The following is a 25,546-nucleotide window of genomic DNA, read 5'->3' as shown; positions in this document are numbered from 1 at the left end:
CAGCCGACGAAGGAGGCGCGGAGCGATGACGCAGGACGACACGGCAGTCGAGGTCGAGACGTCCGCCGAGCCCGAGACGGGCGCCCCCAAGCTGGGCCGCCGGCGCGACCCCTCCCGCGACGCCGACATCCTCCAGGCCGCGATCGACGTGCTCGCCGAGACCGGCTACGACGGCATGACGATCGAGATGGTGGCCACGAGGGCGAAGGCCGGCAAGGCCACGGTCTACCGCCGGTGGGCGTCGAAGAGCGACCTCGTCATCGACGCGGTCGCCTGCATGAAGGCGGCCCCAGGCCCCGGCAGCGTGGCGGAGCTCCCCGACACGGGCACGCTGCGTGGCGACCTCGTCGCGATGATCAGGCCGCACTCGATGCAGGACAACGAGAAGAAGCTCAGGGTCATGGCCGGCATCGTCTCGCTGCTCGCCGACAACCCGGAGCTCGCGGCGGCCGTGAACACGGCGATCGTCCGGCCCCGGGTCGAGGTCAACCGACGGCTGCTGCAGCGGGCCATCGACCGGGGCGAGATCCCGGCCGACGTCGACGTCGACAACCTCGCGCTCCTGTCGCCGTCGATGGTGGCCTACCGCACCATCATCATGAAGCAGCCGGTCGACCGGGCTTTCCTGCTCGGGCTGATCGACGGCGTGGTGCTGCCCGCCGTCGGGCTGCGGCCGCCCGCCGACCCCGCGCCGTAAGCCGGTACGCCGGCCTGCGCTCCGCGGTCAGCGGTCAGCGGGAGGCGCCGAGCTGGCGCTCGATCGGGACCGTCCCCTCGACGACGACGTCGCCGGTGTGCGCGGTCGTGACCGTCTCGACCAGGACGATTTCCACCTCCTCGTCGGCGATCGGGTTGTGCTGCACCCCCCGCGGGACGACGTGGAACTGTCCGGGGCCGAGCACCACCTCCTGGTCGTCCGGCAGCTGGATGCGGAGGCGGCCCGAGACGACGAGGAACATCTCGTCCTCGGCGTCGTGGGCGTGCCAGACGAGCTCGCCGAGCAGCTTCGCGACCTTCACGTACTGGTCGTTCACCTGCCCCACGACCCGCGGGGTCCAGTGCGCCTCGACCTGGCTCAGCTCGTGGGCGAGGTCGATGCCGGCGATGTTCGTCATGGGGACATCCTGCCGTGCGGGCCCAGCCCGGTCGCCCGTACCCGCAGCCGCAGCCGTGCACGCACCCGGTCAACAGCTCGAGGGCGGGTGATCCGGGTCGAGGGCGGGTGATCCGGGTCGAGGGCGGGTGATCCGGGTCGAGGGCGGGTGATCCGGGTCGAGGGCGGGTGATCCGGGTCGAGGGCGGGTCCGCGGCGACCCGCCCTCGACGAGATCTCGGCGAGTGCGGATCGGGGTAGCGGGGGGCGGGCTAGGCGTCCTCGTCGAGGAGGCGCGCGAGCTCGGGCGCGAGGGCCGCGGCCCAGAGCTGGTGCACCCGCGCCCACGACCAGAGGCGGCCGCGCACCTGCGCGGCTCCCGCGTCGAGGTCGGGGAAGCGCACGAAGACGCAGTCGCCGCGGCGGCGCACGAGCTTGGCGGTCGCCGCGTCCAGCCGCGCGGCCTGGGCACGGATGAGCTCCCGGCCCATCCACGCGGTCTCGGTGAACCGGTCCATCGGCGGGACGCCGCCCACGATCACGGGGCTGAGCACGCGTCCGGGCCGGCGTGCGCGGTCGAGGAGGCGGTCGAGATCACGTGTCCAGGCCGCGGTCGAGGTCATCAGGAGGACGTCGCTGAATCCGAGGGCGACGATCGTCACGTCGACGTCGGCGAGCGCCGTCGACTCGTCGTCCGCCGCGTCGCGGACGGTCAGCAGACCGGACCCGGCCTCGATCCAGACCAGGGGCCGGGCACGGTGCGCCTCGACCAGTGCGGCGACGCGAGCGAGGGTGCTGAGGTCCTCGTGCAGCACCCCGAAGCGGGCCGCGGCCGGGCTGCCGAGCCAGCCGACCCGGTCGGCCGACGGGTCCGCTCGTGCGTCGGCCGCCGCCTGCCGATCCGCTGCCGACGGGGCGGGCGGGAAGATCCCGCCGCGGACGAGGTGCCGGAACCAGGCCAGCCGGAGGCGCAGCAGAGGGCGCAGGACCCACCGCCCCAGCTCCGTCGCCACCATGTCCGCGACCGTACCCGGTCGGCCGCCTGTGTCGACGCGAGTGGTCCGCAGAGCGCACCCGCGCCTCCTGCGCTGTCCGCAGAACGAGTGACGAACTCGTCCTGACCGCGTCGGGGTACCCCACTTGACGGCACATATGAGGACCGGCGACCGATCTCGGGGATCGGGGGCGCTTGACTCTGACGGCTCGGTGATCCCCCCGTCGCCTCGCACCCCACCCGACGAAAGGCTCCGCCGTGCCCACCAAGCACCGCGCTCGATCAGCGCGCCCCCACCTCAGACTGCTGGCAGGCGGCTGCGTCGTCGCGCTCGTCGCCGGCGGCTCCGCCCTGCTCGCGCCCCAGATGGCCTCTGCGGCCGAGAAGTTCTCGACCGCGGCGATCTACGGGACCGTGTCCGGCTCCTCCTCGGTCGTGTCGATCGACCGGACGACCGGCACGGCGACCACGGTCCTCACCGAGCCGACCGGCGCGACCGGCCTCAACCAGCTCGGCTTCACGAACGACGGCGACAAGCTGCTGATGACCAACGGGACGAACGTGTACGAGTACACGGCGTCGGCGACGGCGCCGGGCACCGCCTGGGAGACCACCGCCCGCTCGACCGGCGCCACGGTGGCCAACCAGATGGGCGGCGTCGACCCCCGGACGGACAAGTACTGGTTCGGCGGGTTCGTGACGGGCTCGGGCGACAAGTTCTCGTTCACCAGCTACGACCCGGACGGGAACAAGATCGCCGCGACGGCGATCACGGTGACGGCGCTGACGCCTCCCGGCGGCAACGGCGACCTCGCCTTCGACCGCCTCGGCAACATGTACTTCATCTCGAGCAGCGCCGGCAACGCACAGATCTACCGCGTCGACGCGGCCGACCTCAGCGGGACGACGACCACCGCCACCGCGATCCCCGTGGGCCCGGTCATCACCCCGCCCGCCGCGCTCACGTCGCTCGCCTTCGCCGACGACGGCTACCTCTACATCTCGGGGAGCAGCGGCGCCAGCTTCCTCAAGGTCAACCCCGTCACGGGGGCGATCCTCGACCGTCGCACCCCCTCGGTCACGCTGACCGACATGGGCACGCGCCAGTACCCCTCCACCGGCCAGGCGTCGACGACGCTCTCCGAGGGGCGCCACGACGCGGACGACCAGTTCACCGTCGCCGTCGGCGGCGGGGACATCCCGAAGCCGGCCACCGCGAGCACGGTCGACAAGGACACGTCGGCGACCGCCGGCCCCGTCATCCTGCTGCCGGGCCAGTCGTACACGGCGACGCAGACGCCCGCCAACGACAAGACGAAGACGGCGGACTACGCGACGGAGTACCGGTGCACGGACATCGGGACCGGCGCCGTCGTGTCGGAGGGCAAGGGCAGCACCGCCGCCTTCACCGTGCCGTCGGCCAACGGCAGCAACGTGAAGTGCGAGTTCACCAACCCGCTCGCGGGCCCGACCGCCCAGGACGACACGTCGCGCGGCAACGCCGAGGGCCGCCCGGTCACCGTCGACGTGCTCGCGAACGACTCCGGCGACCTCGACGCCACGACCGTGCGCCTGCTCGCGCCCGGCGTCACCGGCGCACAGCTCTCGAGCGACGGCCGCCCCCTCGTCGTCCCCGGAGAGGGCACCTGGACGGTCGACGCGACCACGGGGCGCGTGACCTTCACCCCCGCCGACGGCCTCGTCGGGGACCCGACCAAGGTGGGCTACACCGTCGACGACGTCCGCGGCAAGCGCGGCTCGGCCGCGATCACCGTCGCCTTCGCCGGCACCGCCGTCGCGGACGCCGCGACGACCAGCCAGGGCGCCGCCGTCGAGATCGACGTGCTCGACAACGACCGAGGCCGCATCGACCGCACCTCCCTGACCTTCCCCGCGGCCGACCAGCCGGCCGGCGCGGTCATCTCGGACGACGGACGCACGCTGACCGTGCCCGGCGAGGGCACCTGGACCGCGTCGGCCACCACCGGCGGGGTCACCTTCACGCCCGACCCGGCGTTCCGCGGGGATGCCGCCCCGGTGACGTACCGCGCCCTCGACACCGACGGCACCGCCTCCTCGGCTCCGATCTCCGTCTCGGTCACCGCCGTCGCCCCCCGCGCCACGGACGACATCGCGACGACCGGCCAGAACGCTCCCGTCACGGTCGACGTGACCGCCAACGACGCCCCCGGCGTGACCGGCGGCACCCCGATCGACCCGACGACCGTCGTGTTCCCCGCAGCGGGCCAGCCCGCCGGGGTCACGATCTCGAGCGACGGCCGCACCGCGACCGTCGCCGGCCAGGGCACCTACCGGGCCGACCCCGCCACCGGCGTCGTGACCTTCACCCCGGCGCCCGCCTACGCCGGCCCCGTGGAGGTCGTCACCTACCAGGTGTCGGACACCAGCGGCCTGACGGACACCGCCACCGTCGAAGTGACCGTGAACACGGTCGCCCCGACGGCCGTGCCCGACCGCCCGACCACCACGCAGGGCCGCCCCGTCGTCGTCGACGTGCTCGACAACGACGAGGCCGGCAACTCGCAGACCCCGATCGACCCGACCACCGTGTCGTTCACGACCCCCGGGCAGCCCGCCGACGCCACCGTGTCGGAGGACGGCCGCACGCTGACCGTCCCCGACCAGGGCGTCTACGAGATCGACGCGAAGACGGGCGAGGTCACGTTCACGCCCGAGCCCGCGTTCCGCGGCGAGGCCACCCCGATCAGCTACTGGGTCGCGGACAGCGACGGCGCCCAGTCGGTGACGACCATCACGGTCACCGTGACCCCGGTGGGCCCTGCGCCCGCCGACGACAAGGACGCGACGAGCCAGAACACGCCCGTCCTGATCGACGTGACCTCGAACGACGCCCCCGGCGTCGAGGGCGGCACCCCGCTCGACCCGACCACCGTGGTCTTCCCGACCGCCGGCCAGCCCACCGGCGCGACGGTCTCGGACGACGGCCGCACCCTGACCGTCCCCGGCCAGGGCACCTGGACGGCCGACCCGGCCACCGGGAAGGTCACCTACACGCCTGCCCAGGGCGCCACCGGCACGACGAGCCCCGTCGTCTACCAGGTCGCCGACACGGGCGGCGCCCAGGGCACCGGCAGCATCACGGTGACCGTGGCGCCCGTCACGCCGACCGCGACCGACGACACGGCCGAGACCCGTCAGGGCACCCCGGTGACGGTCGACGTGGTCGGGAACGACCGCGGCGGCAACGGCCGGACGCCGATCGAGCCGACCTCGGTCGTGTTCCCCTCCAAGGGCCAGCCCGCAGGGGCCGTCGTCTCGACCGACGGCCGCACCCTCACGGTCGCCGACCAGGGCACCTACACGATCGACCCGGCCACCGGGGCGATCACCTTCACCCCCGTCGCGGGCCTCCGCGGCACGGCGTCGCCGGTCGACTACGGCGTCTCCGACGTCGACGGCAGCACGACCACGGCGACCCTCACCGTCACGGTGAGCGAGGTCGGGCCGAAGGCCAAGGACGACACGGCCAGCACGCCGCAGAACACCGCGGTGGCCCTCGACCTGCCGCAGAACGACGCCCCCGGCGTCGCGGGCGGCACGGCGATCGACCCCAGCAAGGTGGTCTTCACCTCCGCGGGCCAGCCGAAGGACTCCGTCGTCTCCGACGGGGGCCGGAAGCTGACCGTCCCGTCCGAGGGCGTCTGGGCCGTCGACCGCACGTCGGGCGTCGCCACCTTCACACCGGTCGACGGCTTCGCCGGGACCACGACTCCGGTCACCTACCGGATCGCCGACGCCGGAGGAGCCACGAGCACCGCCGTCGCGACGGTCACGGTGACCCCGGTCGCCCCTCGTGCCGCCGACGACCAGGCGAGCACGCCGCAGAACACGCCGGTCACGATCGACCTCCTCGCCAACGACGCCGCAGGCGTCCGCGGCGGCGCGGCCCTCGACCCGACCTCGGTCGTGTTCACGACGACCGGCCAGCCGGCCGGAGCCGTGCTGGCCGACGGCGGGAAGACCCTCACCCTGCCGGGTGTCGGAGTGCTGCGGATCGGCGCCGCGAAGGGCTCGGTCGTCTTGACGCCGGCCCAGGCCTTCGTCGGCACCACGGCACCGGTCACCTACCAGGTCGCCGACGCACGCGGGCTGACCGCGACGGCCACCGTCGTGGTCACCGTCACCTCGGTCGTCCCGACGGCCGCCCCGGACAGCGCGCAGACGCCCGCCCAGACCCCCGTGACGATCGACCCCGCGGGGAACGACGCGCCCGGCAACGCCGGCACCCCGCTGGCCCCGACGTCCGTCCGGCTGCTCGACGGGACCGGCTCGCCGGTCACGGTCGTGACGATCGCCGGCACCGGGACCTTCACCGTGGACACCACGACGGGAAGGATCACCTTCGCCCCCGAGGCCGCCTACACCGGCACGGTGACCGTGCCCTACGTCATCAGCGACGTCGACGGCGGCACCGCCCGCTCGACTATCACCGTGACGGTGGGCACTCCCCCGACGGCGCTGGACGACCGCCGCTCGACCACCCCGGGCACCCCCGTGACCGTCACGGTGACGGGCAACGACAGCTCCGGCTCGACCGCGCTCGACCCGCGCTCGGTGCAGCTCGTCGACCCGGCCACCGGTGAGCTCGTCTCGTCGGTGACGGTCCCCGGCACCGGCACCTTCGAGGTGGGCACCGACGGCACGATCACCTTCACCCCCGAGGCGACGTTCTCCGGCACGGCGACCGTCACCTACTCGGTCGCCGACGAGGACGGCAGCCGCTCGACCGCCGAGCTGGCCGTGACGGTGCCCGCCGCACCGGTGCCCGCCACGCCCGGCATCGCCGTGACCCCGGCAGCCGAGGGAGGCGGCGTGGTCGTCACCGCACCCGGCGGCGGCAGCCTCGCCTTCACCGGCACGGAGCTGGCGGTGCCCGCCAGCATCGCGGTGCTGCTGCTGGTCGCGGGTGGCAGCCTGCTGGTGGTCCGCCGCCGGAAGCCTGCACGCCGGCACTGAGCTGCGGGGCACTGAGCTGCCCGACCCGGTGAGCTGAGGAGGCGCACGGCACATGCCGTGCGCCTCCTTCGTCGTCTGCGGGTGCTGCCGTGCGCACGGGCTCGGCGGGTCGCTGCTGCGTGCGGCGGGTTCCCGTCGCCCGCGGCGGGTTCCTGTCCCTGTCGGCGGGTTGCTGGTGCGTGCGGCGGGTTCGCGTAGGCCACGGCGGGTGAGCGCTGACCCGCCGGCGGCCACGGGAACCCGCCGGACCGAGAACACGAGTGCGGCGTCGACGGGTGAAGGGACCGGGCAGGAGGCGTGGCTCCCCTCGATCGTGGGGGCGCGGTGCCGAGACGATCGGCCCTAGCGTCAGCGGCATGTCCTACGAAGAACCGATGGTCGCCTACGACTACGGACCCAGCTTCATGTCGATCCTCACGACGCTCGCCGCGGTGGCGCTGCTCGGGCTGGGGATCGTGCTCGCGGTGCTGCTGGTGCGACTGCTGCTCGTGGCCACGCGGGCCCTCACCGTGTTCAGCCGGGAGCGCGAGCTGCACCTCGAGACACTCCTCGCCGAGGGGGGCACCGGTACGGCTGCCGCGGCACCGGCTGCACCCGCACCTCCTGCGCCCCCCGCATCGACTGCAGCTGCAGCTGCAGCTGCCTCGGCGGACGGTGGCCGATCGGACGAGACGCCTCCTGTCGACGGCGACACACCCGACGGCCCCGACGCCTCGCGCCGCTGAGCCCACCCGCTCGCGCTCGAACCGAGCATGCGGCGGGTTCCCGTCGCCGGCGGCGGGCGGGCGCTGACCCGCCGCCGGCGACGGGAACCCGCCGGCATCGAACGACGACCCGCCGGAGACCACTGTGACCCGCCGACTCCGCAGCGCGGACACGCGGAGGAGGCGCTCGGGCCGGTCGTGCCGCCGGTGCTCAGGCTCAGCCGCTGCGCTGACACGGGCCAGTCGTGCCGCCGGTGCTCAGGCTCAGCCGCTGAGCTGACACGGGCCGGTCGGCCTGCCGGTGGTCGGGCTGTGCGGCTCAGCCGGTGACGGGCCTCAGCCGCTGAGGGGGGTCAGTTCGCCTTGACTGTGGCGAGCTCGTCCCAGTGGGTGGTCGCCCGGGGCGAGACCATGTCGCGCTTCATCGACCAGCCTCGGCGGTGACGGAGCCCGGCGACGCCGAGCCCCAGCGTGTCTTCTCCGAACTTGCCGGCGATGCGGTCGATGACCGCGCCGTAGGCCGGAGGCGCCGCGCCCTCGAGGTCGAAGACGTCGAGGCTCGCGTGCTCGTCACGCGGGGTGAGCTCCATCAGGGTGACACCGGCCCGGACGTAGCGCTTGCCGGCCTCGAGCTGCGGGCCGAGCGCGGCGATCGCCGCCCGGGACAGGGTCGCCGCGTCGTCGGTGGGCTCGGGGAACGCCACCGACACCGAGTGGTTCGTGTGCGCGGCGCTGTCGGAGAACGGGGAGGTCGCGGCGAAGCAGCGCATCATCCGCGTGAGCGAGCCCTGTCTCCGCAGCCGGGCCGCAGCACGCTGCGTGTAGACGGACAGGACCTCCTCGAGCTCGGTCACCGTGGTGACGGGCACGGCGAACGACCGCGAGTGGTAGATCTGCTCCCGCTCGGGCTGGACCTCCTCGATGGGGAGGCAGTCGACCCCGCGCAGCTCGTGCACGACCCGCGCCTGCACGACGCCGAACCGCGCACGGATCCGCGCCGCGTCGGCGTCGCGGAGGTCGGCCGCGGTGTGCACCCCGAGCGGCGCGAGCTTCTTCGCCGTGCGACGTCCGATGCCCCAGACGTCGCCCACGTCGACGCTCGCGAGGATGGCGGTCTGCCGGTCGGGGGCGTAGCTGCCCAGGTGACAGACGCCTCCCAGTGCGGGTGCCCGCTTCGAGCCGCGGTTGGCGAGCTTCGCCAGGGTCTTCGTCGGGGCGATGCCGATGCTGACGGGCAGCCCGATCAGCTTGCGGACGGCCCGGCGGATCTCGCGTGCCTGCCGGATCGTCTCGTCGAGCGTGCCGGTCAGCTCGATGAACGACTCGTCGATCGAGTAGACCTCCTGGCTGCTCGTGTAGCGGCTGAGGACCTCGGCCGACCGGGCGGACATGTCGCCGTAGAGCTCGTAGTTGCTCGAGACGGCCACGACGCCCTGCATCTCGGCGATCGGGGCGATGCTGTGCCACGGAGCGGCCATGTCGACGTTCAGGGCCTTCGCCTCTTCTGACCGGGCGATGACGCAACCGTCGTTGTTCGACAGGACGACCACGGGCCGCCCCTCGAGGGCCGGGTTGAAGACGCGCTCGCACGAGACGTAGAAGTTGTTGGCGTCGACGATCGCGATGCTGCGGCCCGACGCACCAGCTGCAGCGGCGACAGGCTCAGACACGGTGCAGGCACCTCGTCACGACGCCCCAGATCGTCGCCTCGTCGAGCTCGGACAGCACGATCTCGGGGTAGGCCGGGTTCTCGGGGCTGAGCACCATCTGCCCGTCACGCCACGACAGGCGCTTGACGGTCAGCTCGGCGTTGACGACCGCGACGACGACGTGGCCGTCGTGCGCGTCGAGGCCGCGGTCGACCACGAGCTCGTCGCCGTCGAAGATGCCGGCCCCCGTCATGCTGTCGCCGCTGACGCGCACGAGGAACGTCGCCGTCGGGTCGCGCATCAGGTGCCGGTTGAGGTCGACGGGACCGTTGTAGTACCCCTGCGCGGGCGAGGGGAACCCAGCGTGCACGGCCTCGGCAGCCTGCTGAGGGAGGAGGTGGTCGGGCCGTGCTTCGCCGCCCACCGCGCCGATGACCTCGGTCACGGTCGCTCCTCCCACGTCATGCCCGGACGGTAGCACCGGCCGCCGACACTGCCACGACGGCGGTTTCGCGGACCGCCGGTCGCTCACGCCTTGGCTCGTGCTCAGGCCACCCTGGCGCGCGAGCATCTGCTCGTTGTTTCAGGAACTGGCAGGGACACGGTCCTGAACCGTGCACGATTCAGGACCAGGCGTCCCCCTCTCGCGCAGATCAGGACTCGTGTTCCTGAATGAGGAGACTCCGAGGAGGCGTCACGACGAGTGCCGGGCGGTCCAGTCCGCGAACGGCGCCGTCGCCCCCTCGACATGACCCTGCTCGGCCGCCAGCGCGCGCTCCTCGGGGGCCTTCGCGTACTCGTCGTAGAAGGTCGCGAGGCTCATCAGACGGTTGCCGTCCTCGTAGTGCTCCGCCTCCTCCTCGCGGCTCACCGCGTAGATCACGCGGTCGGGCTGCGCGTAGTAGAGCGCGCCGAGGCACATGGGGCAGGGGTACGCCGTCACGTAGGCGTCGAACCCGCGCAGGTCGGTGATGCCCTGCTCGGCGGCCTGGCGGATGGCGAGGATCTCCGCGTGCGCGGTCGGGTCGCCGGTCTGGGCGACGTGGTTGCTCGCCTCGACGACGACCTCGCCGTCACGGACGAGGAGGCACGCGAAGGGCTTGCCCCCGGCGTCCACGTTCTCCTGGGCGCGCTGGACGGTGAGGGCGGTGAAGGTGTCGTCTCGTTCGGTCATGCCCCGAGAGTGCACCCCGTGGGCTCGGAGGTGCCCAGACAGACCCCGGCCAGCAGGCCACGCCCCTAGGAGGCGGTGGGTAGCTACGCAGGAACGGTCGCGTCCGCCTCGGCGTCGGGCTTCATCCAGAACGGCGAATAGTGGTACCCGTCGAGGTCGTCGAACTGGCGCTGGTACATGAAGGGATAGTCGTCGGTGTCGCCGACGCGACCGCCTGCGGCCGCGGCGCGCTCGACCAGCTCGTCCACCGCCTCCTTGCTGGGCAGGTCGTACGAGACCGTGACCTTCGAGGGGGTGTCGGGCCCGCCGATCAGCTCCTCGACGCCGCCGACGCTCTCGTACATCGCACGGCTCGTCAGCATGACGTTCTGCTCGGGCGCGATCGCGAAGCACGACGACTGGGGGCCCGACATCGCCGCCTGCAGCTCCCAGCCGAGCGCGGCGTAGAAGGCGGTCGCGCGCTCGACGTCCGCGACGGGGCAGCTGATGAAGAGGGTCATGCGCACACACTCGTCCCGGGCAGACCTGCCGTCAAGGGGCCAACGTCCCGGACGCGCCAGGCGCGCGTCAGGCACGCGTCAGGCGTGCGTCAGGCGTGCTCGGGCCGCTGCCGGATGAACAGCGCGGCCCCGGCGGCCACCACGACGACGCCGGCCGCGACGACGAAGCTGACCTGCAGCCCCGGCACGAACGACGACGCCCCGGCCAGCAGGCCGCCCAGCACGGCGATCGCCACGGCCCCGCCGACCTGCCGGAACGTGTTGAAGACCGCGCTCGCCGTGCTCGCGCGCTCGGCCGGCGCCGAGGCCAGCACGACCGACGTCACGGGCGGCATCGCGACCGAGCCGCCCAGGCCCGTCAAGACGAGCAGCCCGGCGAACAGCCAGGGCGAGCCGAGGGAGGCGGTGGCCGCCATGGCGAGGAGGCCGACGGCCATCGAGGTCAGACCCGCCGCCACCGGCACCCTCGGCCCGAAGCGGTTCGAGAGGCCGCCGCTGACGATGTTCCCGGCCACGGCGAACGCCGCGGACGGCAGGAAGACCAGCCCGGCGAGCAGCGGCGACAGCCCCAGGTGCTGTTGCAGGTACAGGCTGACCACGTAGACCGAGCCGAAGTTGCCGACCATGAACGCGAAGCCGACCCCGAGCGAGATCCGCATCTCGCGGCTGCGGAACAGCACCGGCGGCATCATCGGGTGCGCGACGCGCGACTGCACGACGAGGAACGCGGCCACCCCGACGACGCCGACGGCGAGCGCCGCGACGACCACCGGCTCGGCGAAGCCCGCCGCGCCTCCTTCGATCAGCCCGTACATCAGGGCGACGAGGGCGACCAGCGACAGCACCTGGCCTGCGCCGTCGAACGGCGTCGACACCGTCGACGACGGCGCGACCGCTCGGAGGAGCACGAGCATCAGGACGCAGACGGGCAGGTTAATCAAGAAGACGAGCCGCCAGTCGACCGTCGTGAGCAGCCCGCCGAGGAGCGGGCCGACCGCGGTCGCGACGGCGCCGCCCACGGCCCAGATCCCCAGGGCGCGGGCCCGCTGGCGGGCGTCGGGGAACGCCTCGCGGATCAGGGCCATCGACGCGGGCAGCATCGCCGCCGCAGCGACGCCCTGGACGAACCGGGCCGCGATCAGCGCGCCGACCGTCGGCGCGGCCGCACACGCGATCGACGACAGCAGGAAGAGCAGGATGCCGACGCCGAGGGTGCGCTTCGCGCCGATCCGGTCGGACAGGTTGCCGGCCGACAGCAGCAGCGCCGCGAACATCAGCGTGTAGCCGTCGATCACCCACTGCTGTGCCGTGGGGCCGCCGCCCAGCTCGTCGCCGATCCGGGTGAGCGCGACGTTGACGATGAGGATGTCGAGGGTGGTCAGGAAGAACGCGAGCGACGCCAGGAAGAGAGCACGTCGCGCCGCGGCCGGGGCAGACCCGGCCGGCCGCTGACCGCCGTCGCTCGGGGTCCCCTCCCCTGTCACCACCAGAAGGGCGCCTGCGGCACGTAGTGCTCCTCGAGGCGGCGGACGTCGTCGTCGGTGAGCTCGACCTCGAGCGCGCCCACGGCGTCGGCGAGGTGGTGCGGCTTGGTCGCGCCGACGATCGGGGCCGAGACCACCGGGTTCCGCAGCACCCAGGCCACCGCGACCTGCGCCATCGACACCTCGTGCTCGGCGGCGACCTGCTCGACGGCGTCGATGATCGGGCCGTCGTCGTCGGTGTCGAACGCCTTGGCGACCTCGTCGACGGCCGAGCGGTCGGTCGTCACCTCGCGCGGCCTCGTCAGCCGCCCCTTGCCCTGCGGCGAGTACGGGACGAGCCCGACGCCGAGGTCGGCGCAGAGCGGGATCATCTCCCGCTCCTCCTCGCGCTTCAGGAGGTTGTACTGGTCCTGCATCGACGCGAACGGTGTCCAGCCGTGCACGGCGGCAGCCGTCTGCAGCTTCGCGAACTGCCACGCGAACATGCTCGACGCACCCGTGTACCGGACCTTGCCGGCACGCACGAGGTCGTGAAGCGCCTCCATCGTCTCCTCGACCGGCGTCTCGTCGTCGAAACGGTGGATCTGGTACAGGTCGACGTAGTCCGTGCCGAGGCGCCGCAGCGACGCGTCGACCTGCTCGAGGATCGCCGCCCGCGACAGCCCCGAGCCGCCGGGCCCGTCGTGCACCCTGCCGCTGACCTTGGTGGCGAGCACGATCTCCTCGCGCCGCGAGTACTCGCGCACGGCGCGCCCGACGAACTCCTCGCCGGTGCCCTGCTGGTAGACGTTCGCGGTGTCCCAGAACGTCACGCCGAGCTCGACCGCCTGGCGGAAGAAGGGCGCGGAGGCCTCCTCGTCGAGGGTCCAGGTGTGCAGGCCCCTCGTGGGGTCGCCGTAGCTCATGCAGCCGAGGCCGATCCTGCTGACGCGCAGGCCCGTGGTGCCGAGTCGTCCGTACTTCATCGGGGGGTGTCCTCTCGTCGTGCGTCGTCGTTCCTCGGGTGCCGGCCGGCGGTCTGCCTGGTCTCCCGCGCCTCCCGGGTGGCGGGGGTCGCGCCCCAGCTGGCGAGGAGGCGGAGGCGCTCCTCGGTCGGCGAGCCCGGCTCGGCGCTGTAGATCAAGAAGTTGAGCCCCCGCTGCCCCATCGGCTCCATGGCCTCGTAGACGAGCTCGAGGTCGCCGACGACCGGGTGCCGGAACGACTTGTTGCCCGACGCGTGGTGCCGGACCTCGTGCGCGCCCCAGCGGGCGCGGAACTCGTCGCTGCGCGTCGAGAGCTCGCCGACGAGGTCGTGCAGCGCCTTGTCGTGGGGATCGCGCCCTGCCTCGGTGCGGAGGATGGCCACGTTGATGTCGGCGGCGATCGACCAGGACGGGTAGAAGGCCTCCGCCAGCTCACGGTGCAGGAACACGAAGCGGGCCAGGTTGACGGGGCGGTCGGGGAGCGCGTAGAGGTCGGAGTAGAGGGCGCGGAACAGCGCGTTCTCGCCGAGCACGTCCATCCGTCCGTTCCGGACGAAGGCCGGGCCGGCCGTCACCGAGTCGAGGGCGAGCTGCAGGGCACGCGAGATGCCCGACGGCCGCGAGCGTGCCCGCGAGCGGCTGCGGACGGGCGACTCGTTGGCTGCACCGGCGAGGTCGCCCAGGTGCGACCGCTCGGCGTCGTCGAGCAGCAGCGCGCTGCCGATCGCCTCGAGCACCGCCTCCGAGACGCCCCCGAGGTCGCCGCGTTCGAGCCGCGAGTAGTACTCGACGCTGACGCCGGCGAGCATCGCCACCTCGGTCCGTCGCAGGCCCGGCACCCGGCGGCCGGGGCCGCCGGGCAGCTCGACCTTCTCGGGCGTCACACGGGCTCGCCTCGTGGTGAGGAAGTCCCGCACCTCGCTCTTGTTGTCCATGGCATCGACCGTACGACGCCGGGGCGGCCGGATGGGTGCTCCGGTGGGGCACCCCGGCCCAGGCGTACCCTGCCGCCATGACCATCCACCTGCGACAGACCGTCCTCGACGCCGAGGACGCGCGCGCCCTGGCGAGCTTCTACTTCGGGCTGGTCGGCGGCCAGTATCGCCCCGGCGACGAGCCTGCCGCGGACGGGACCGACGACGACGCCGAGTGGGTGGCGTTCCGGACTCCTGCCGGGGTGCGGCTCGCTTTCCAGCGGGTGGCCCAGCTGCCCCGGTCGACCTGGCCCGACGGGCCGGTGCCGCAGCAGCTGCACCTCGACTTCATGGTCGCCGCGCCGCCGAGCTCGAGGAGCACCGCGCCCGCGCCGTCTCGCGGGGCGCGACCGTCGTGGACGACCAGAGCGCGGACCCCGAGGAGGCGCTGTACGTGTTCACCGACCCTGCGGGGCACCCGTTCTGCATCTTCGTCGCCGAGGGGGCGGACGACCCGACGGCCTGGTGACCTGCTGCCCGGTGGGCTGCGGGACTCGGGGGCGCGGCCGGCCTCAGCCGGCAGCGGCCAGGGCCAGCGCCTCCTGCGCGAGGCGCGCCTTCACCTGGCGCTCGACCAGGACGGGGACGTAGCTGCGGACGGGGCTCCCGAGGAACCCGGCGTGCACCTGGCTGACCATGCCCTGGATGTGGCTGCGAGCCATCAGCGGGTACTTCGTGCTCATCCGGTCGACGACCTGGTCGACCGCCTGATCTTCGCTCGGTGTCTTCATGGCCGCAGCTTGTGCCCTGGCGAGCTGCGCCGCAAGTGAACTCTCCGCGTCGCCGTGCTGGCGAGAGGCCTCGGATCGACCTCCCCGCACCTCCTGGGGTCGATCTGAGGCCTCTCACCCCGGACGACCTGGTGAACCGGCGGAGAACGCTCTGCTCCGCCCCTGCTGGAGCACTTCGTGCCGGTTCACCGGCCTTGGTGCTCAGGCGACGGCGACCACGCCGACCCAGGGCCGGCGGCCTCGGCGAGGCGACCGGTGAGCTGGCCCAGGCGGGGTGCTGCCGACGACGCTGTGAGCCGACCCGGGAGGCGCCCGTCGCGTACCGGCGGGTGCTTGCGCGAACGGAGAGGTCAGGAAGACGCGCCCGCGCGTGCCTTCGCACTCGCGCTCGACTCGTCGGCGGCGCCGGCCAGGGACAGCTCGAGGGAGAGCTCCAGGCAGCGGGCCCTGGCCGGGGAGAAGTCGTAGGGCACCATGCCGACGGCGTCCGCGAGGCTTCGTGACCTCCGTCGGCCACCGGACCCGGACGCGGAGCCGGACCCGCCGTCGGCCCCGGCGTCCGGCTCGGCCCCCTCCGGGTGCAGCTCGTCCCAGGCCGCGAAGAGCGCGTCGTCCTCCGCGTCCTGGCCGGACTCCTCGATGACCGCGAGCAGCGCCTCCTCGAAGGCGTGCCGCTGGGCGGCCACCTCGGCCACGCGAGGGTCGTCGACCGCGACCGTGTCGTCGAGAGCCTGCTCGGCCGCGTCGACGCGATCGGACTCGGCCCGCAGCCCAGGGCTCGTGGCGAGCGCGACGAACCGGCCGGCCTGCACGGCGGCGCCGAGCGGGCCGAAGATCCGCTCGGTGACGAGCAGGGTGTCGAGGTCGTCCTGCCGGAGCGAGCCCTCGGGCAGGCGCGTGAGCCGACGGGAGACGAACGCGTCGAGCAGGCCGGTCCGGCTGCCCAGGGCTCGCATGCGGCCGACCGCAGCTCGTTGGCGCTGCAGCTCCGCCTCCTTCGCCTCGAGCGTCGCCTCCAGCTGCTCGAGCACGGCGGCGACGTCGGGCTCACCCGCGGCGGCGCCGTCCGGCGAGCCGGAGCCAGCAGCACCGGAGGCGTCAGCACCGGAGGCGGCCGGACCCGCGAAGGCGTCGCGGATGTCCCCGAGAGCGATCCCCGCGTCGGTCATCTTGCGGATCCAGAGCAGCCGGATCATGTCGTCGTAGTCGTAGCGGCGACGCCCGCCGCCGTCACGCTCGGGCTCGGGCAGCAGCCCCAGCGAGTGGTAGTGCCGGATGGCGCGGGGCGTCGTGCCGGCAAAGGTCGCGGCGTCGCCGATGGCGACCTGACGAGGCGGGACGAAGGACGAGGACACGGCGGGGCCTTCCTGTGGGGCTGGAGGTGAGTTGATGAACTCCACCCGACCACATGACGTCGCGTCAGGAGCAAGTCGCCGGCCGGGTCACGTCGTGAAAGCGACAAGACGACGCGGAACATCACGTCGGTTCGTCGCTTTCGCGGGGGGACCCGCGCTCACCAGGGGCCGAGGTCGCCGCCGTTGATCCCGTAGAGGGCGATGCCGACGACAGCGACGATCGCGAGCACCCCCACGGCGAGGGGAGCCCAGTCCATGAACACCTCGGAGCGGGCCCGGGGAGGCTTCGCGGGAGCGAGCACCGGCCGGTCCCCTCGAGGCTCGTCGAGCTCGGCGGCGGCGGACCCCTCGCCCTGGCTCTCACGCTCGGCGGCCGCGAGGCCCTCGCGGAGCGCTTCGCGGAAGCGGCGATCCGCGGCAGAGCCAGCGGGCTCGTCGGGGTCGGTCATGGTGCTCCTGTCGCTGTTCGGGGACTCCTGTCTACCGTCTCCGCGGCCGACGGGCACTCGGCTCGCCGCCTCCTCAGCTCTCGGGGTGCAGGCTCGCGTCGGCCGCGCCCGTCGTCCACGAGGTGAAGTGGACGGTCAGGTCGCCGCGCGACGGGGCACAGCACATCGGCCCCGCCGAGACGCGGGCGTCCGGGTCGAGCGGCGCCACCCGCACGAGCCGCCACGGCTCGTCGTCCACGCGGGCGCGGACGGTGAGCGCGTCGCCCGAGCGGCTGGCGCGGATCGTCACGTCCCGTCCGTGCCAGCCGGGCACCGGCGAGAGCGACCAGTCGGACACGCCCCGCGTGACGACCGCGCCCAGGCTCTCCTCGCCGTCGCTCCGCTCGACCCCGGCCTTGGTCCAGGTCTCGTCGTCGACCTTGACGAAGATGCCCGCCTGGTCGAACTGGGCGGTGAAGTCCAGCCGGAACGTCACCTCCTGGGCCGTGTCCTGCCCGAACGGGACGAGCAGAGCGTGCTCGGTGTCGTGCACGAAGCCGTAGGAGGTGGTGCGCCAGGCGTCGCTCCCCTCGACGGCCGTCACGTGCATGCCGTCGGACGCGACGTGCACCTGTGCAGGGGCCGTCGTCCAGGTGCCGGAGTTCCAGTCGATGTCGGTCATGGTGCGGATCCTCCCACGACCGGGGTGCCGCGCGACTCGTGCTCGCCGGGCGCCCCGCAGCCCCTACGCTGTCCCTGGATCGACGACGGGGGCGGACGGATGGCATCTCTCAGGCGACGGGGCACGCCCCTCCTGCTGGCGGTCGCGTGCGTGACCGCGCTGGTCGGGTGCACGACCCCCGAGGACGGCAGCGCACCTCCTCCGCCGGTCGCGACCAGCGACGAGGCCGTGACGGGCGAGACCGGCGCGGTGGGCGAGACCGGCGCGCCGGGCGTGACCGACGCCGCGGGCGACCCGTTCCCCGACCCCGACGTCAGCGCGTCGAGCACGTGCGGTCAGGTGTCCGCGTACGTCACCGTCATCTCGAACGCGCTGATCGACCGGGACGTCGGAGTCCTGGACGAGCGCGGGTACCAGGCCCGGCTGCAGGGCGCGACCGAGCCCCTCGGCAACCTCGACTCGAGCGATCGCGACGTCTCGGCGGCCCTCGATCAGCTGTCCGCCCTCGCACGCTCGACGGACGCCCTCGACCCGACGTCGGCGAGCTACGACGATGCGCGCCGCGCCGTCAGCGACGCCTGCGCGGCGGCAGGATCGCCGATCGTGATCAGCGCGTCCCGCGCTGCCGGCGGCTAGGGAACGTCGACCGGACCGCCCCGTGGCGTCAGGCGACCGGCGCGCTCCTGACGCGGTCGGCAGCCGTGGCCATGTGCTCCCGCATGGCCGCGAGGGCCGCGTCCGGGTCGTGTGCCTCGATGGCCTCGAAGACCGCTCGGTGCTCCCGGTAGGCAGCCTCAGCCTGGCTCCGCTCGCTCAGCCCGCGCTCCACCCAGAGGCGGAGCAGCGACCTGGTGCTCTGCAGGAGGTCCTTGAGCACCATGTTGTCGGCGCTCACGGCGATCTGCAGGTGGAAGCGGATGTCGGCCTGCAGGAACCCGTCCAGGTCGTCGAGCGAGTCGGCCATGACGGCGATGTAGCCCCGCATCGCGTCGATGTCCGCGTCGCTGGCCCGCTCCGCGGCGTACGCGGCCGCCTGGATCTCGAGGCCGCCCCGCACCTCGATGAGCTCTCGCGTCCGAGCCGCGTTGAGCATGAGGCCCCAGCTGAGGGTGGTCGGGAGCAGCTCTGACGCCTGGTCACGAAGGTAGGTGCCGGACCCGGGGCGGACCGTGACCACGCCGAGGATCTCGAGGGCGGCCAGGGCCTCGCGGACGGCCGACCGCCCCACGCCGATCCGCTCCGCGAGCTGGCGCTCGGGCGGGAGGCGCGAGCCGGGGGCCAGCTCGCCCGCCGTCAGCAGCCCGACGAGCTGCTTCACGACCTCGCTGACCGCTGTTCCGCGCGGGACCATCTCGAGCTCGAGATCGAGGCTCGTGGGGTCGCTCTCTGGATATGCCGGCACGGGGGGAGCTTACCGAGCGGCACCACGATCACGAGCCTCCTGCTCGTTCGACTGGGCTCAATTGGTCAACCGGTTGACAAGTTGGGCCCTACGGAGGCACGATGATCTCCGCACGTCGTCGACATCGGTCGCGGACGTCATCCGACAACGTCGTTAGATCCCTAGGAGTCACTGTGGACACCCCCGCCCAGACGACCGCGCCCCAGAGCGCCGTCGAGAAGTCCGCGATCCGCAAGGTCGCCATCCGCCTGGTGCCGTTCGTCGCGCTGATGTTCTTCATCAACTACCTCGACCGCACCGCGATCGGCTTCGCGGCGCCGAACGGCATGGAGTCCGACCTCGCGCTGTCGGCCGCCCAGTTCGGCTTCGCCTCCGGCGTCTTCTTCATCGGCTACATCCTGTTGGAGGTGCCGTCGAACCTCGCCCTGCACAAGTTCGGCGCTCGCAAGTGGCTCGCCCGCATCATGGTGACCTGGGGCATCGTGGCGCTGCTCTTCACCTGGGTGCAGAACTTCGAGCAGCTCGTCGCGCTGCGGTTCCTGCTCGGCGTGATGGAGGCGGGCTTCTTCCCCGGCGCCATCCTCTTCCTGAGCCTCTGGGTGCCCGCGGCGCACCGCAGCAAGATCCTCGCGCTCTTCTACCTGGCGCAGCCCCTGACCACCGTGATCGGCGCCCCGCTCGCGGGCTGGCTCATCAGCCACGACGGCGTCTTCTTCGGGCTCGAGGGCTGGCGCTTCATGTTCATGGGCGTCGCGATCCCCGCGATCGTCATCGGGATCGTCGCCTGGTTCTACCTCAAGGACAAGCCCGCCGACGCCAAGTGGCTGACGAAGGAGGAGCAGGTCTGGCTCACCCAGGCACTCGTCAAGGAGGCCTCGACGAAGACCGGCGCCGTCTCGACCTCGGGCAAGCACCCCGGCCTCGGCGTCGTCTTCAAGAACGGCCGCGTCTGGATGCTCTCGTTCATCTACTTCGGTTTCATCTACGGCCTCTACGCACTCGCGTTCTTCCTGCCCACGATCATCGGCGGCTTCCAGGAGCAGTTCGGCACGGAGTTCACCGTGACCCAGCGCGGCTTCATCACGGCCATCCCCTACGTGCCCGCCGCCCTCGCCCTGTACTTCTGGTCGCGTGACGCCTCTCGCCGTGGTCTCAGGACCTGGCACATCGTCATCCCGGCCGTCGTCGGCGGCCTGAGCATCCCGCTCGCCCTCTACGCCCAGTCCCCCGCGCTCACGATCGCCGTCATCGCGATCACGGCGATGGCCATCTTCGCCGCGCTGCCGAACTTCTGGACCCTGCCCACCCAGTTCCTGACGGGCGTCGCTGCGGCTGCCGGCATCGCGCTGATCAACACCGTCGGCAACCTCGCCGGGTTCAGCGCCCCGTACATCACGGGCCTGGTCACGGACGTGACCGGCGACTACCGCGCCCCGATGTTCATCGTCGGGTTCTTCATGCTCCTCTCGGCCGCGCTGATGATCGTCCTCAGCCGGATGAAGAAGCCAGAGGGCACCCTCAGCCCCCGCGAGCAGGCCGACCTGGCCGCGACCGCCGGACTCGACTGATCATGACCCGCCTCTACAACGAACCGAGCGACTTCGCCGACGAGATGATCGACGGCTTCGTCGCCGCGAACCAGCGCTGGGTGCGCCGGGTCCACGGCGGCGTGGTCCGCGCGACGCGGTCGACGCCCGGCTCCGTCGCCCTCGTGGTCGGCGGCGGCTCCGGCCACTACCCGGCCTTCGGCGGCCTCGTCGGCCAGGGGCTCGCCCACGGCGCGGCCCTCGGCAACCTCTTCGCCTCGCCCTCGTGGCAGCAGGTGCGGTCGGTGGCGAAGTCGGCACAGAGCGGCGGCGGCGTGCTGCTGAGCTACGGAAACTACGCCGGCGACGTCCTCAACTTCGACAAGGCCCAGCAGAAGCTCGTCGCCGAGGGAGTCGAGACGCGCACCGTCGTCGTCACCGACGACATCTCGAGCGCCTCGGTCGACGAGAAGCACAAGCGCCGCGGCATCGCCGGCGACCTCACCGTCTTCAAGTCGGCTGCCGCCGCCGCCGAGGAGGGCGCCTCCCTCGACGAGGTCGTCCGCGTCGCCGCCAAGGCGAACGAGCGCACCCGCAGCTTCGGCGTCGCCTTCTCCGGCTGCTCGCTGCCCGGCGCGGAGCAGCCGCTCTTCACCGTGCCGGAGGGCCGCATGGCCGTCGGCATGGGCATCCACGGCGAGCCGGGCATCGGGGAGGCGGACGTCCCGACCGCGAACGGCCTCGCCGAGCTGCTGGTCGGGTCGCTGCTCGCCGACGCCGAGCTGCCCGACGGTGTCGAGCAGGCGCGCGGCGGCCGCGTCGCGGTGCTGCTCAACGGCCTCGGCTCGGTGAAGTACGAAGAGCTCTTCGTCGTCTACGCCAAGGTCGACGCGCTGCTGCGCGACGCCGGGGTCGAGGTCGTCGAGCCCGAGGTCGGCGAGCTCGTCACGAGCTTCGACATGGCCGGGGTCTCGCTGACCCTCTTCTGGCTCGACGACGAGCTCGAGCGCCTCTGGGCGGCTCCCGTCGACGCGCCCGCCTACAAGAAGGGCTCGGTCGTCACGGCCGACCGCTCGGACGACGACGAGCAGGAGGCGCTGGTCGCCTCGGCCGTCCCCCCGTCCAGCCCCGTGTCGCAGCACGCTGCGCAGCTCGTGCTGGCGGCCCTGGTCGCCACGCAGGAGACAGTCGACGAGCACGCCGACGAGCTCGGGCGCATCGACGCCGTCGCCGGGGACGGCGACCACGGCATCGGGATGCAGCGCGGGGTGCACGCCGCCGTCGCGGCGGCGCGCGACGCCGTCCTCGCGGGCGCCGGTGCCGGCACCGTGCTCGACGTCGCCGGCGACGCGTGGTCCGACCGGGCCGGCGGCACCTCCGGCGCCCTCTGGGGCGCGGCACTCGCCGCCGTCGGGGCCGCGGTCGGCGACGACGACGCCCCGCACCGCGCGAGCGTCACGCGCGGCGTCGAGGACGCGACGGAGGCGATCCTCGAGTTCGGCGCGGTCGTGGGCGACAAGACGATGGTCGACGCGCTCGTCCCCTTCCGGGACGCGCTCGCGCAGTCGGTCGACGACGGGGCCGACCTCGCCACGGCGTGGGCGGAGGCGGCGGAGACCGCCGTCGTGCAGGCGGCCGCGACCGCGGATCTCCTCCCGAAGATGGGCCGCGCCCGCCCCCATGCCGAGAAGAGCCTCGGCACGCCCGACGCGGGCGCCACCTCCCTCGGCCTCATCGCCCGAGCCGTCGGACGCGTCCTCGAGCCGACCTCAGTGGCCTGACCGGCCGCCGTTCCCCCTCTTCACGAAAGGCACCACCATGACTGACCAGCTGCGCATCGTCGTCGGATCGGACGACGCCGGGTTCGACTACAAGGAGATCCTGAAGAAGGACCTCGCCGCGAACGACGGCGTCGCGAGCGTCGTCGACGTCGGCGTCTCGGCCGACGGCCACACGGCCTACCCGCACGTCGCCGTCGACGCCGCGCGGATGGTCGCCGAGGGGAAGGCCGACCGGGCGATCCTGCTCTGCGGCACCGGCCTCGGCGTGGCCATCGCCGCCAACAAGGTCCCCGGCGTCCGCGCCGTCACGGCGCACGACACCTTCTCGGTCGAGCGCTCCGTCCTGTCGAACGACGCGCAGGTGCTCTGCATGGGCCAGCGCGTCATCGGGGTCGAGCTGATGCGGCGCCTGGCGAAGGAGTTCCTCACCTACCGCTTCGACACCTCCAGCGCCTCGGCCGAGAAGGTCGCGGCGATCTGCGGCTACGACGGCTCGGGCGAGCCCGTCGGCATCGACGCCCGGGCGTGAGCGACGCCGTGAGCTCCGCCTCGTCGGCCCCCTTCACGATCGGGGTGAGCCTGAAGATGTACTTCTCGCACGCTCGGTCGGTCGCGTGGGCCGCCGAGGTCGCGGACGTCGCGCGCCGTCACCCCGCCGTCCGTGACGGCGTGGTCGACCTCTTCGTCGTCCCGTCGTTCCCGGCCCTCGTCCCCGTCAGGGAGGCGCTGGCCGGCACGGGCGTGCGGCTCGGCGCCCAGGACATCGCGACCCACGACGCCGGTGCCTTCACCGGCGAGGTCAGCGGTGCCGAGCTGGCCGAGATCGGCTGCACGCTGGCCGAGATCGGCCATGCCGAGCGGCGCACCCTGTTCCACGAGGACGACGCGGTCGTGGCCGCCAAGACGGCGGCCGCGCTGCGGAACGGCATCACCCCGCTGCTGTGCGTGGGCGAGTCGGAGGAGGCGCCGCCCGCGATCGCCGCGCTCGAGGTGGCCGCGCAGATCGACGCCGCCCTGGCCGCGGCCGACGACGCAGGACTCGACGGGCCCCTCCTGGTCGCCTACGAGCCGGTCTGGGCCATCGGGGCCCCGACGCCGGCGTCGGCCGACCACATCGCGACCGTCGTGGCCGCAGTGGAGGAACGTCTCGCGGAGCTCCCCCGACGGTCGGGCAGCCGCGTCATCTACGGCGGCAGCGCCGGGCCGGGGCTGCTCACCGACCTCGGCGGCGACGTGCGGGGTCTGTTCCTCGGGCGCTTCGCCCACGACCCGTCCGCGGTCGAGCGCATCCTCGACGAGGCGCTCGCGCTCGACGCGGCAGCGTCGACACCAGCGTCGGCGTCGACGACCGCGTCGAGAACTCAGGTGACGTCGTGATCGGCCTCAGCACCTACGCCTACTTCTGGCGCGGCAGCGACCTCGTTCCTGAACCGTCGACGCTCGACGACATGCTGCGCGACACTGCTGCACAGGGCGTGCGGCTGTTCCAGATCTGCGACCACGCCCCGCTCGCCGGGTACGACGACGACCAGCTCGCGGCCCTCAGGCGCCTCGCCGACGAGCTCGGGCTGACCCTCGAGCTCGGCACCCGCGGCACGCAGCCGGCCGTGCTGCGGACCTGGCTGCGTCTCGCGGTCGCGCTCCGCGCCTCCTTGGTGCGCAGCATGTGGACCGCCGGCGACGACCGGCCCGACGCGGTCGAGACCGAGCGCCGCCTGCGCGAGGTGCTGCCCGAGTTCGAGGAGGCGGGGGTCACCCTCGCCCTGGAGACCTACGAGCAGGTCGGCTCGGCCGAGCTCGTCGACGTGGTGAGCCGCGTCGGCAGCCCTCGGCTCGGCATCGTGCTCGACCCGGCGAACACGGTCGCGAACCTGGAGCACCCGGCCGACGTGACCGCCCGCTGCCTGCCCTTCGTCGCCAACTGGCACGTCAAGGACTTCGCCTTCTCGCGGAAGGACGGCTGGGTCGGCTTCGCCCTCACCAGCACCCCGCTCGGCGAGGGCCGCCTCGACTACGACGGGATCCGCGCGGCGCTCGACGAACGCGACGGCGGCGCCAGCCACGTCAACCAGGTCGTCGAGCACTGGCTGCCCTGGCAGGGCGACCCCGAGACCACCACGCGGCTCGAAGCCGAGTGGACGACACGAACCATCTCTCAGCTAAGGAGCAAGAACAATGACTGACACCCTCGACACCACCAGCCCGAGCATCACGTACGCCGACGGCCAGGGCTCGCCCGACGTGACGGTCGCCGTCATCGGCGCCGGCGGCAAGATGGGCCAGCGCGTCTCGAACAACCTCGCCAAGAGCGCCTACACGACCCTCTACAGCGAGGCGTCGCCCGCCGGCGTCGAGCTGATCGAGTCGCTCGGCCGCACGGTCACCCCCACGGACGCCGCAGTCGCCGACGCCGACGTCGTCATCCTCGCCGTGCCCGACGTGGTGCTCGGCAAGGTCTCCGAGCAGGTCGTGCCGGCCATGAAGAGCGGCGCGGTCATCCTCACCCTCGACCCGGCCGCCGCCTACGCCGGCCTCCTCGCCGTGCGCGAGGACATCCACTACGCGGTCGCGCACCCGTGCCACCCGTCGGTGTTCCTCGAGCGCACCACGAAGGAGGAGTGGGCCGACACGTTCGGCGGCGTCGCGGCACCGCAGGAGGTCGTCGCGGCCCTCGAGGGAGTGGACGAGGACTCGCCCGTCCGCGAGCTCGCCACCCAGGTCATCTCGACGATCTACGCCCCCGTCATCGCCGTGCACTACGTCACGGTGAAGCAGCTCGCCGTCCTCGAGCCGACCCTCGTCGAGACGATGGCCTGCATGATCGGCGCGTTCCTGAAGGAGGCCCTCGAGGAGACCGTCGACGGCGTCGGCGTCCCCTACGAGGCTGCCCGAGCGATGCTCTACGGCCACACCTGGATCGCGCTGACCAACGGCCTTCGCGGCTCGAACCCGTTCAGCGACGCCTGCCACATCGCCATGGACTACGGCCGCGAGTCGATCATCAAGGACGACTGGAAGAAGATCTTCGACGACAGCCAGCTCGACAGCGTCATCGCGCGCATGCTGAAGATCGACGCCGTCCGCCGCTAGGCCGTCGTGCGCGGGC

Annotated in this window: 25 protein-coding genes and 1 pseudogene; 12 read left to right on the top strand and 14 right to left on the bottom strand. The window is 72.8% G+C overall.

Going from position 1 to position 25,546, the window contains the following annotated elements; translation table 11 throughout:
* Positions 1-25 precede the first annotated feature (25 nt).
* A complete protein-coding gene (locus JOE35_RS04655) occupies positions 26-697 on the top strand; it encodes a TetR/AcrR family transcriptional regulator (protein WP_209560069.1) in 672 nt (223 codons plus the stop codon).
* A 34-nt stretch (positions 698-731) separates the two neighbouring features.
* On the opposite strand, the gene JOE35_RS04650 is transcribed toward JOE35_RS04655, so the two are convergent.
* Together JOE35_RS04650 and JOE35_RS04645 are read right to left on the bottom strand one after the other, a co-directional pair.
* Positions 732-1,115 carry a cupin domain-containing protein gene (locus JOE35_RS04650; RefSeq protein ID WP_209560068.1) on the bottom strand — a complete coding sequence of 128 codons (384 nt, stop codon included), beginning with the start codon at positions 1,113-1,115 and terminating at the stop codon, positions 732-734.
* Positions 1,116-1,365: 250 nt separating this feature from the next.
* Complete coding sequence (locus JOE35_RS04645) at positions 1,366-2,109, bottom strand: hypothetical protein (RefSeq protein WP_209560067.1); 744 nt, start codon at positions 2,107-2,109, stop codon at positions 1,366-1,368.
* Between the two features lie 236 nt (positions 2,110-2,345).
* Here JOE35_RS04645 and JOE35_RS04640 point away from each other — a divergent pair, with 236 nt between their 5' ends.
* Together JOE35_RS04640 and JOE35_RS04635 are read left to right on the top strand one after the other, a co-directional pair.
* Positions 2,346-7,085, top strand: a complete 4,740-nt coding sequence (locus tag JOE35_RS04640) for an Ig-like domain-containing protein (protein WP_209560066.1) — start codon at positions 2,346-2,348, stop codon at positions 7,083-7,085.
* Positions 7,086-7,441: 356 nt separating this feature from the next.
* Positions 7,442-7,810 carry a hypothetical protein gene (locus JOE35_RS04635; protein WP_209560065.1) on the top strand — a complete coding sequence of 123 codons (369 nt, stop codon included), beginning with the start codon at positions 7,442-7,444 and terminating at the stop codon, positions 7,808-7,810.
* Positions 7,811-8,142: 332 nt separating this feature from the next.
* Here JOE35_RS04635 and JOE35_RS04630 read toward each other — a convergent pair whose 3' ends face one another.
* The 7 genes from JOE35_RS04630 to JOE35_RS04600 all read right to left on the bottom strand — a co-directional run bounded on the left by JOE35_RS04630 (position 8,143) and on the right by JOE35_RS04600 (position 14,496).
* Entirely contained in the window at positions 8,143-9,459 is a 1,317-nt protein-coding gene (locus tag JOE35_RS04630; RefSeq protein WP_209560064.1) for a Y-family DNA polymerase, read from the bottom strand.
* On the bottom strand, positions 9,452-9,862 hold the full coding sequence (locus JOE35_RS15490; protein ID WP_307803120.1) for a translesion error-prone DNA polymerase V autoproteolytic subunit: 411 nt from the start codon (positions 9,860-9,862) through the stop codon (positions 9,452-9,454). The genes JOE35_RS04630 and JOE35_RS15490 overlap by 8 nt, the downstream gene beginning before the upstream one ends.
* Positions 9,863-10,132: 270 nt before the next feature.
* A complete protein-coding gene (locus JOE35_RS04620; RefSeq protein WP_209560062.1) occupies positions 10,133-10,612 on the bottom strand; it encodes a nucleoside deaminase in 480 nt (159 codons plus the stop codon).
* Positions 10,613-10,695: 83 nt separating this feature from the next.
* Positions 10,696-11,112, bottom strand: coding sequence for a VOC family protein (locus tag JOE35_RS04615; protein ID WP_209560061.1), 417 nt, complete (start codon positions 11,110-11,112; stop codon positions 10,696-10,698).
* A gap of 89 nt (positions 11,113-11,201) precedes the next feature.
* The gene (locus tag JOE35_RS04610; RefSeq protein ID WP_209560060.1) at positions 11,202-12,599 is read right to left on the bottom strand and encodes an MFS transporter; all 1,398 of its coding nucleotides are present in this window, start codon (positions 12,597-12,599) and stop codon (positions 11,202-11,204) included.
* Entirely contained in the window at positions 12,593-13,561 is a 969-nt protein-coding gene (locus tag JOE35_RS04605) for an aldo/keto reductase (RefSeq protein ID WP_209560059.1), read from the bottom strand. Before JOE35_RS04605 ends, JOE35_RS04610 begins: the two co-directional genes overlap by 7 nt.
* Positions 13,558-14,496 (bottom strand): helix-turn-helix transcriptional regulator, encoded by a 939-nt coding sequence (locus JOE35_RS04600; RefSeq protein WP_209560058.1) that lies wholly within the window; start codon positions 14,494-14,496, stop codon positions 13,558-13,560. The genes JOE35_RS04605 and JOE35_RS04600 overlap by 4 nt, the downstream gene beginning before the upstream one ends.
* A 77-nt stretch (positions 14,497-14,573) precedes the next feature.
* Here JOE35_RS04600 and JOE35_RS16200 point away from each other — a divergent pair.
* Both JOE35_RS16200 and JOE35_RS16195 read left to right on the top strand, forming a co-directional pair.
* Positions 14,574-14,852, top strand: a pseudogene (locus tag JOE35_RS16200) (VOC family protein); the annotation flags it as partial.
* The gene (locus JOE35_RS16195; RefSeq protein ID WP_374099720.1) at positions 14,783-15,004 is read left to right on the top strand and encodes a VOC family protein; all 222 of its coding nucleotides are present in this window, start codon (positions 14,783-14,785) and stop codon (positions 15,002-15,004) included. The pseudogene JOE35_RS16200 and the gene JOE35_RS16195, both read left to right, overlap by 70 nt.
* 43 nt (positions 15,005-15,047) lie before the next feature.
* On the opposite strand, the gene JOE35_RS04590 is transcribed toward JOE35_RS16195, so the two are convergent.
* From JOE35_RS04590 to JOE35_RS04575, 4 genes are all read right to left on the bottom strand, one after another.
* A complete protein-coding gene (locus tag JOE35_RS04590; protein WP_209560056.1) occupies positions 15,048-15,266 on the bottom strand; it encodes a three-helix bundle dimerization domain-containing protein in 219 nt (72 codons plus the stop codon).
* Positions 15,267-15,616: 350 nt separating this feature from the next.
* Positions 15,617-16,621 carry a MerR family transcriptional regulator gene (locus JOE35_RS04585; protein WP_209560055.1) on the bottom strand — a complete coding sequence of 335 codons (1,005 nt, stop codon included), beginning with the start codon at positions 16,619-16,621 and terminating at the stop codon, positions 15,617-15,619.
* A 158-nt stretch (positions 16,622-16,779) separates the two neighbouring features.
* On the bottom strand, positions 16,780-17,070 hold the full coding sequence (locus JOE35_RS04580; RefSeq protein ID WP_209560054.1) for a hypothetical protein: 291 nt from the start codon (positions 17,068-17,070) through the stop codon (positions 16,780-16,782).
* A 73-nt stretch (positions 17,071-17,143) separates the two neighbouring features.
* A complete protein-coding gene (locus tag JOE35_RS04575; protein ID WP_209560053.1) occupies positions 17,144-17,731 on the bottom strand; it encodes a DUF1349 domain-containing protein in 588 nt (195 codons plus the stop codon).
* A gap of 99 nt (positions 17,732-17,830) precedes the next feature.
* Between JOE35_RS04575 and JOE35_RS04570 the strand changes: the two genes are divergently transcribed.
* Complete coding sequence (locus JOE35_RS04570) at positions 17,831-18,367, top strand: hypothetical protein (RefSeq protein WP_209560052.1); 537 nt, start codon at positions 17,831-17,833, stop codon at positions 18,365-18,367.
* A gap of 28 nt (positions 18,368-18,395) precedes the next feature.
* On the opposite strand, the gene JOE35_RS04565 is transcribed toward JOE35_RS04570, so the two are convergent.
* Positions 18,396-19,133: a FadR/GntR family transcriptional regulator gene (locus JOE35_RS04565; RefSeq protein WP_307802936.1), complete on the bottom strand. Its 738-nt coding sequence runs from the start codon at positions 19,131-19,133 to the stop codon at positions 18,396-18,398.
* Positions 19,134-19,306: 173 nt separating this feature from the next.
* Between JOE35_RS04565 and JOE35_RS04560 the strand changes: the two genes are divergently transcribed.
* From JOE35_RS04560 to JOE35_RS04535, 6 genes are read left to right on the top strand one after another with little or no spacing between them, the layout of a single operon-like run.
* Entirely contained in the window at positions 19,307-20,701 is a 1,395-nt protein-coding gene (locus JOE35_RS04560) for an MFS transporter (protein WP_307802935.1), read from the top strand.
* Between the two features lie 2 nt (positions 20,702-20,703).
* Positions 20,704-22,440 carry a dihydroxyacetone kinase family protein gene (locus tag JOE35_RS04555; protein WP_209560050.1) on the top strand — a complete coding sequence of 579 codons (1,737 nt, stop codon included), beginning with the start codon at positions 20,704-20,706 and terminating at the stop codon, positions 22,438-22,440.
* Between the two features lie 37 nt (positions 22,441-22,477).
* Entirely contained in the window at positions 22,478-22,969 is a 492-nt protein-coding gene (locus JOE35_RS04550) for a ribose-5-phosphate isomerase (RefSeq protein ID WP_209560049.1), read from the top strand.
* Positions 22,966-23,817, top strand: a complete 852-nt coding sequence (locus JOE35_RS04545; RefSeq protein ID WP_307802934.1) for a triose-phosphate isomerase family protein — start codon at positions 22,966-22,968, stop codon at positions 23,815-23,817. Before JOE35_RS04550 ends, JOE35_RS04545 begins: the two co-directional genes overlap by 4 nt.
* Complete coding sequence (locus tag JOE35_RS04540; RefSeq protein ID WP_209560048.1) at positions 23,814-24,623, top strand: sugar phosphate isomerase/epimerase; 810 nt, start codon at positions 23,814-23,816, stop codon at positions 24,621-24,623. The genes JOE35_RS04545 and JOE35_RS04540 overlap by 4 nt, the downstream gene beginning before the upstream one ends.
* Positions 24,616-25,530, top strand: a complete 915-nt coding sequence (locus JOE35_RS04535; protein ID WP_209560047.1) for a phosphogluconate dehydrogenase C-terminal domain-containing protein — start codon at positions 24,616-24,618, stop codon at positions 25,528-25,530. The genes JOE35_RS04540 and JOE35_RS04535 overlap by 8 nt, the downstream gene beginning before the upstream one ends.
* The last annotated feature ends 16 nt before the right edge of the window (positions 25,531-25,546 follow it).

It is taken from the genome of Frigoribacterium sp. PvP032 (genome assembly GCF_017833035.1).
Lineage (GTDB): Bacteria > Actinomycetota > Actinomycetes > Actinomycetales > Microbacteriaceae > Frigoribacterium.
Note: the sequence above shows the minus strand (reverse complement) of the source record. Positions and strands in the feature narration are given on the sequence as shown.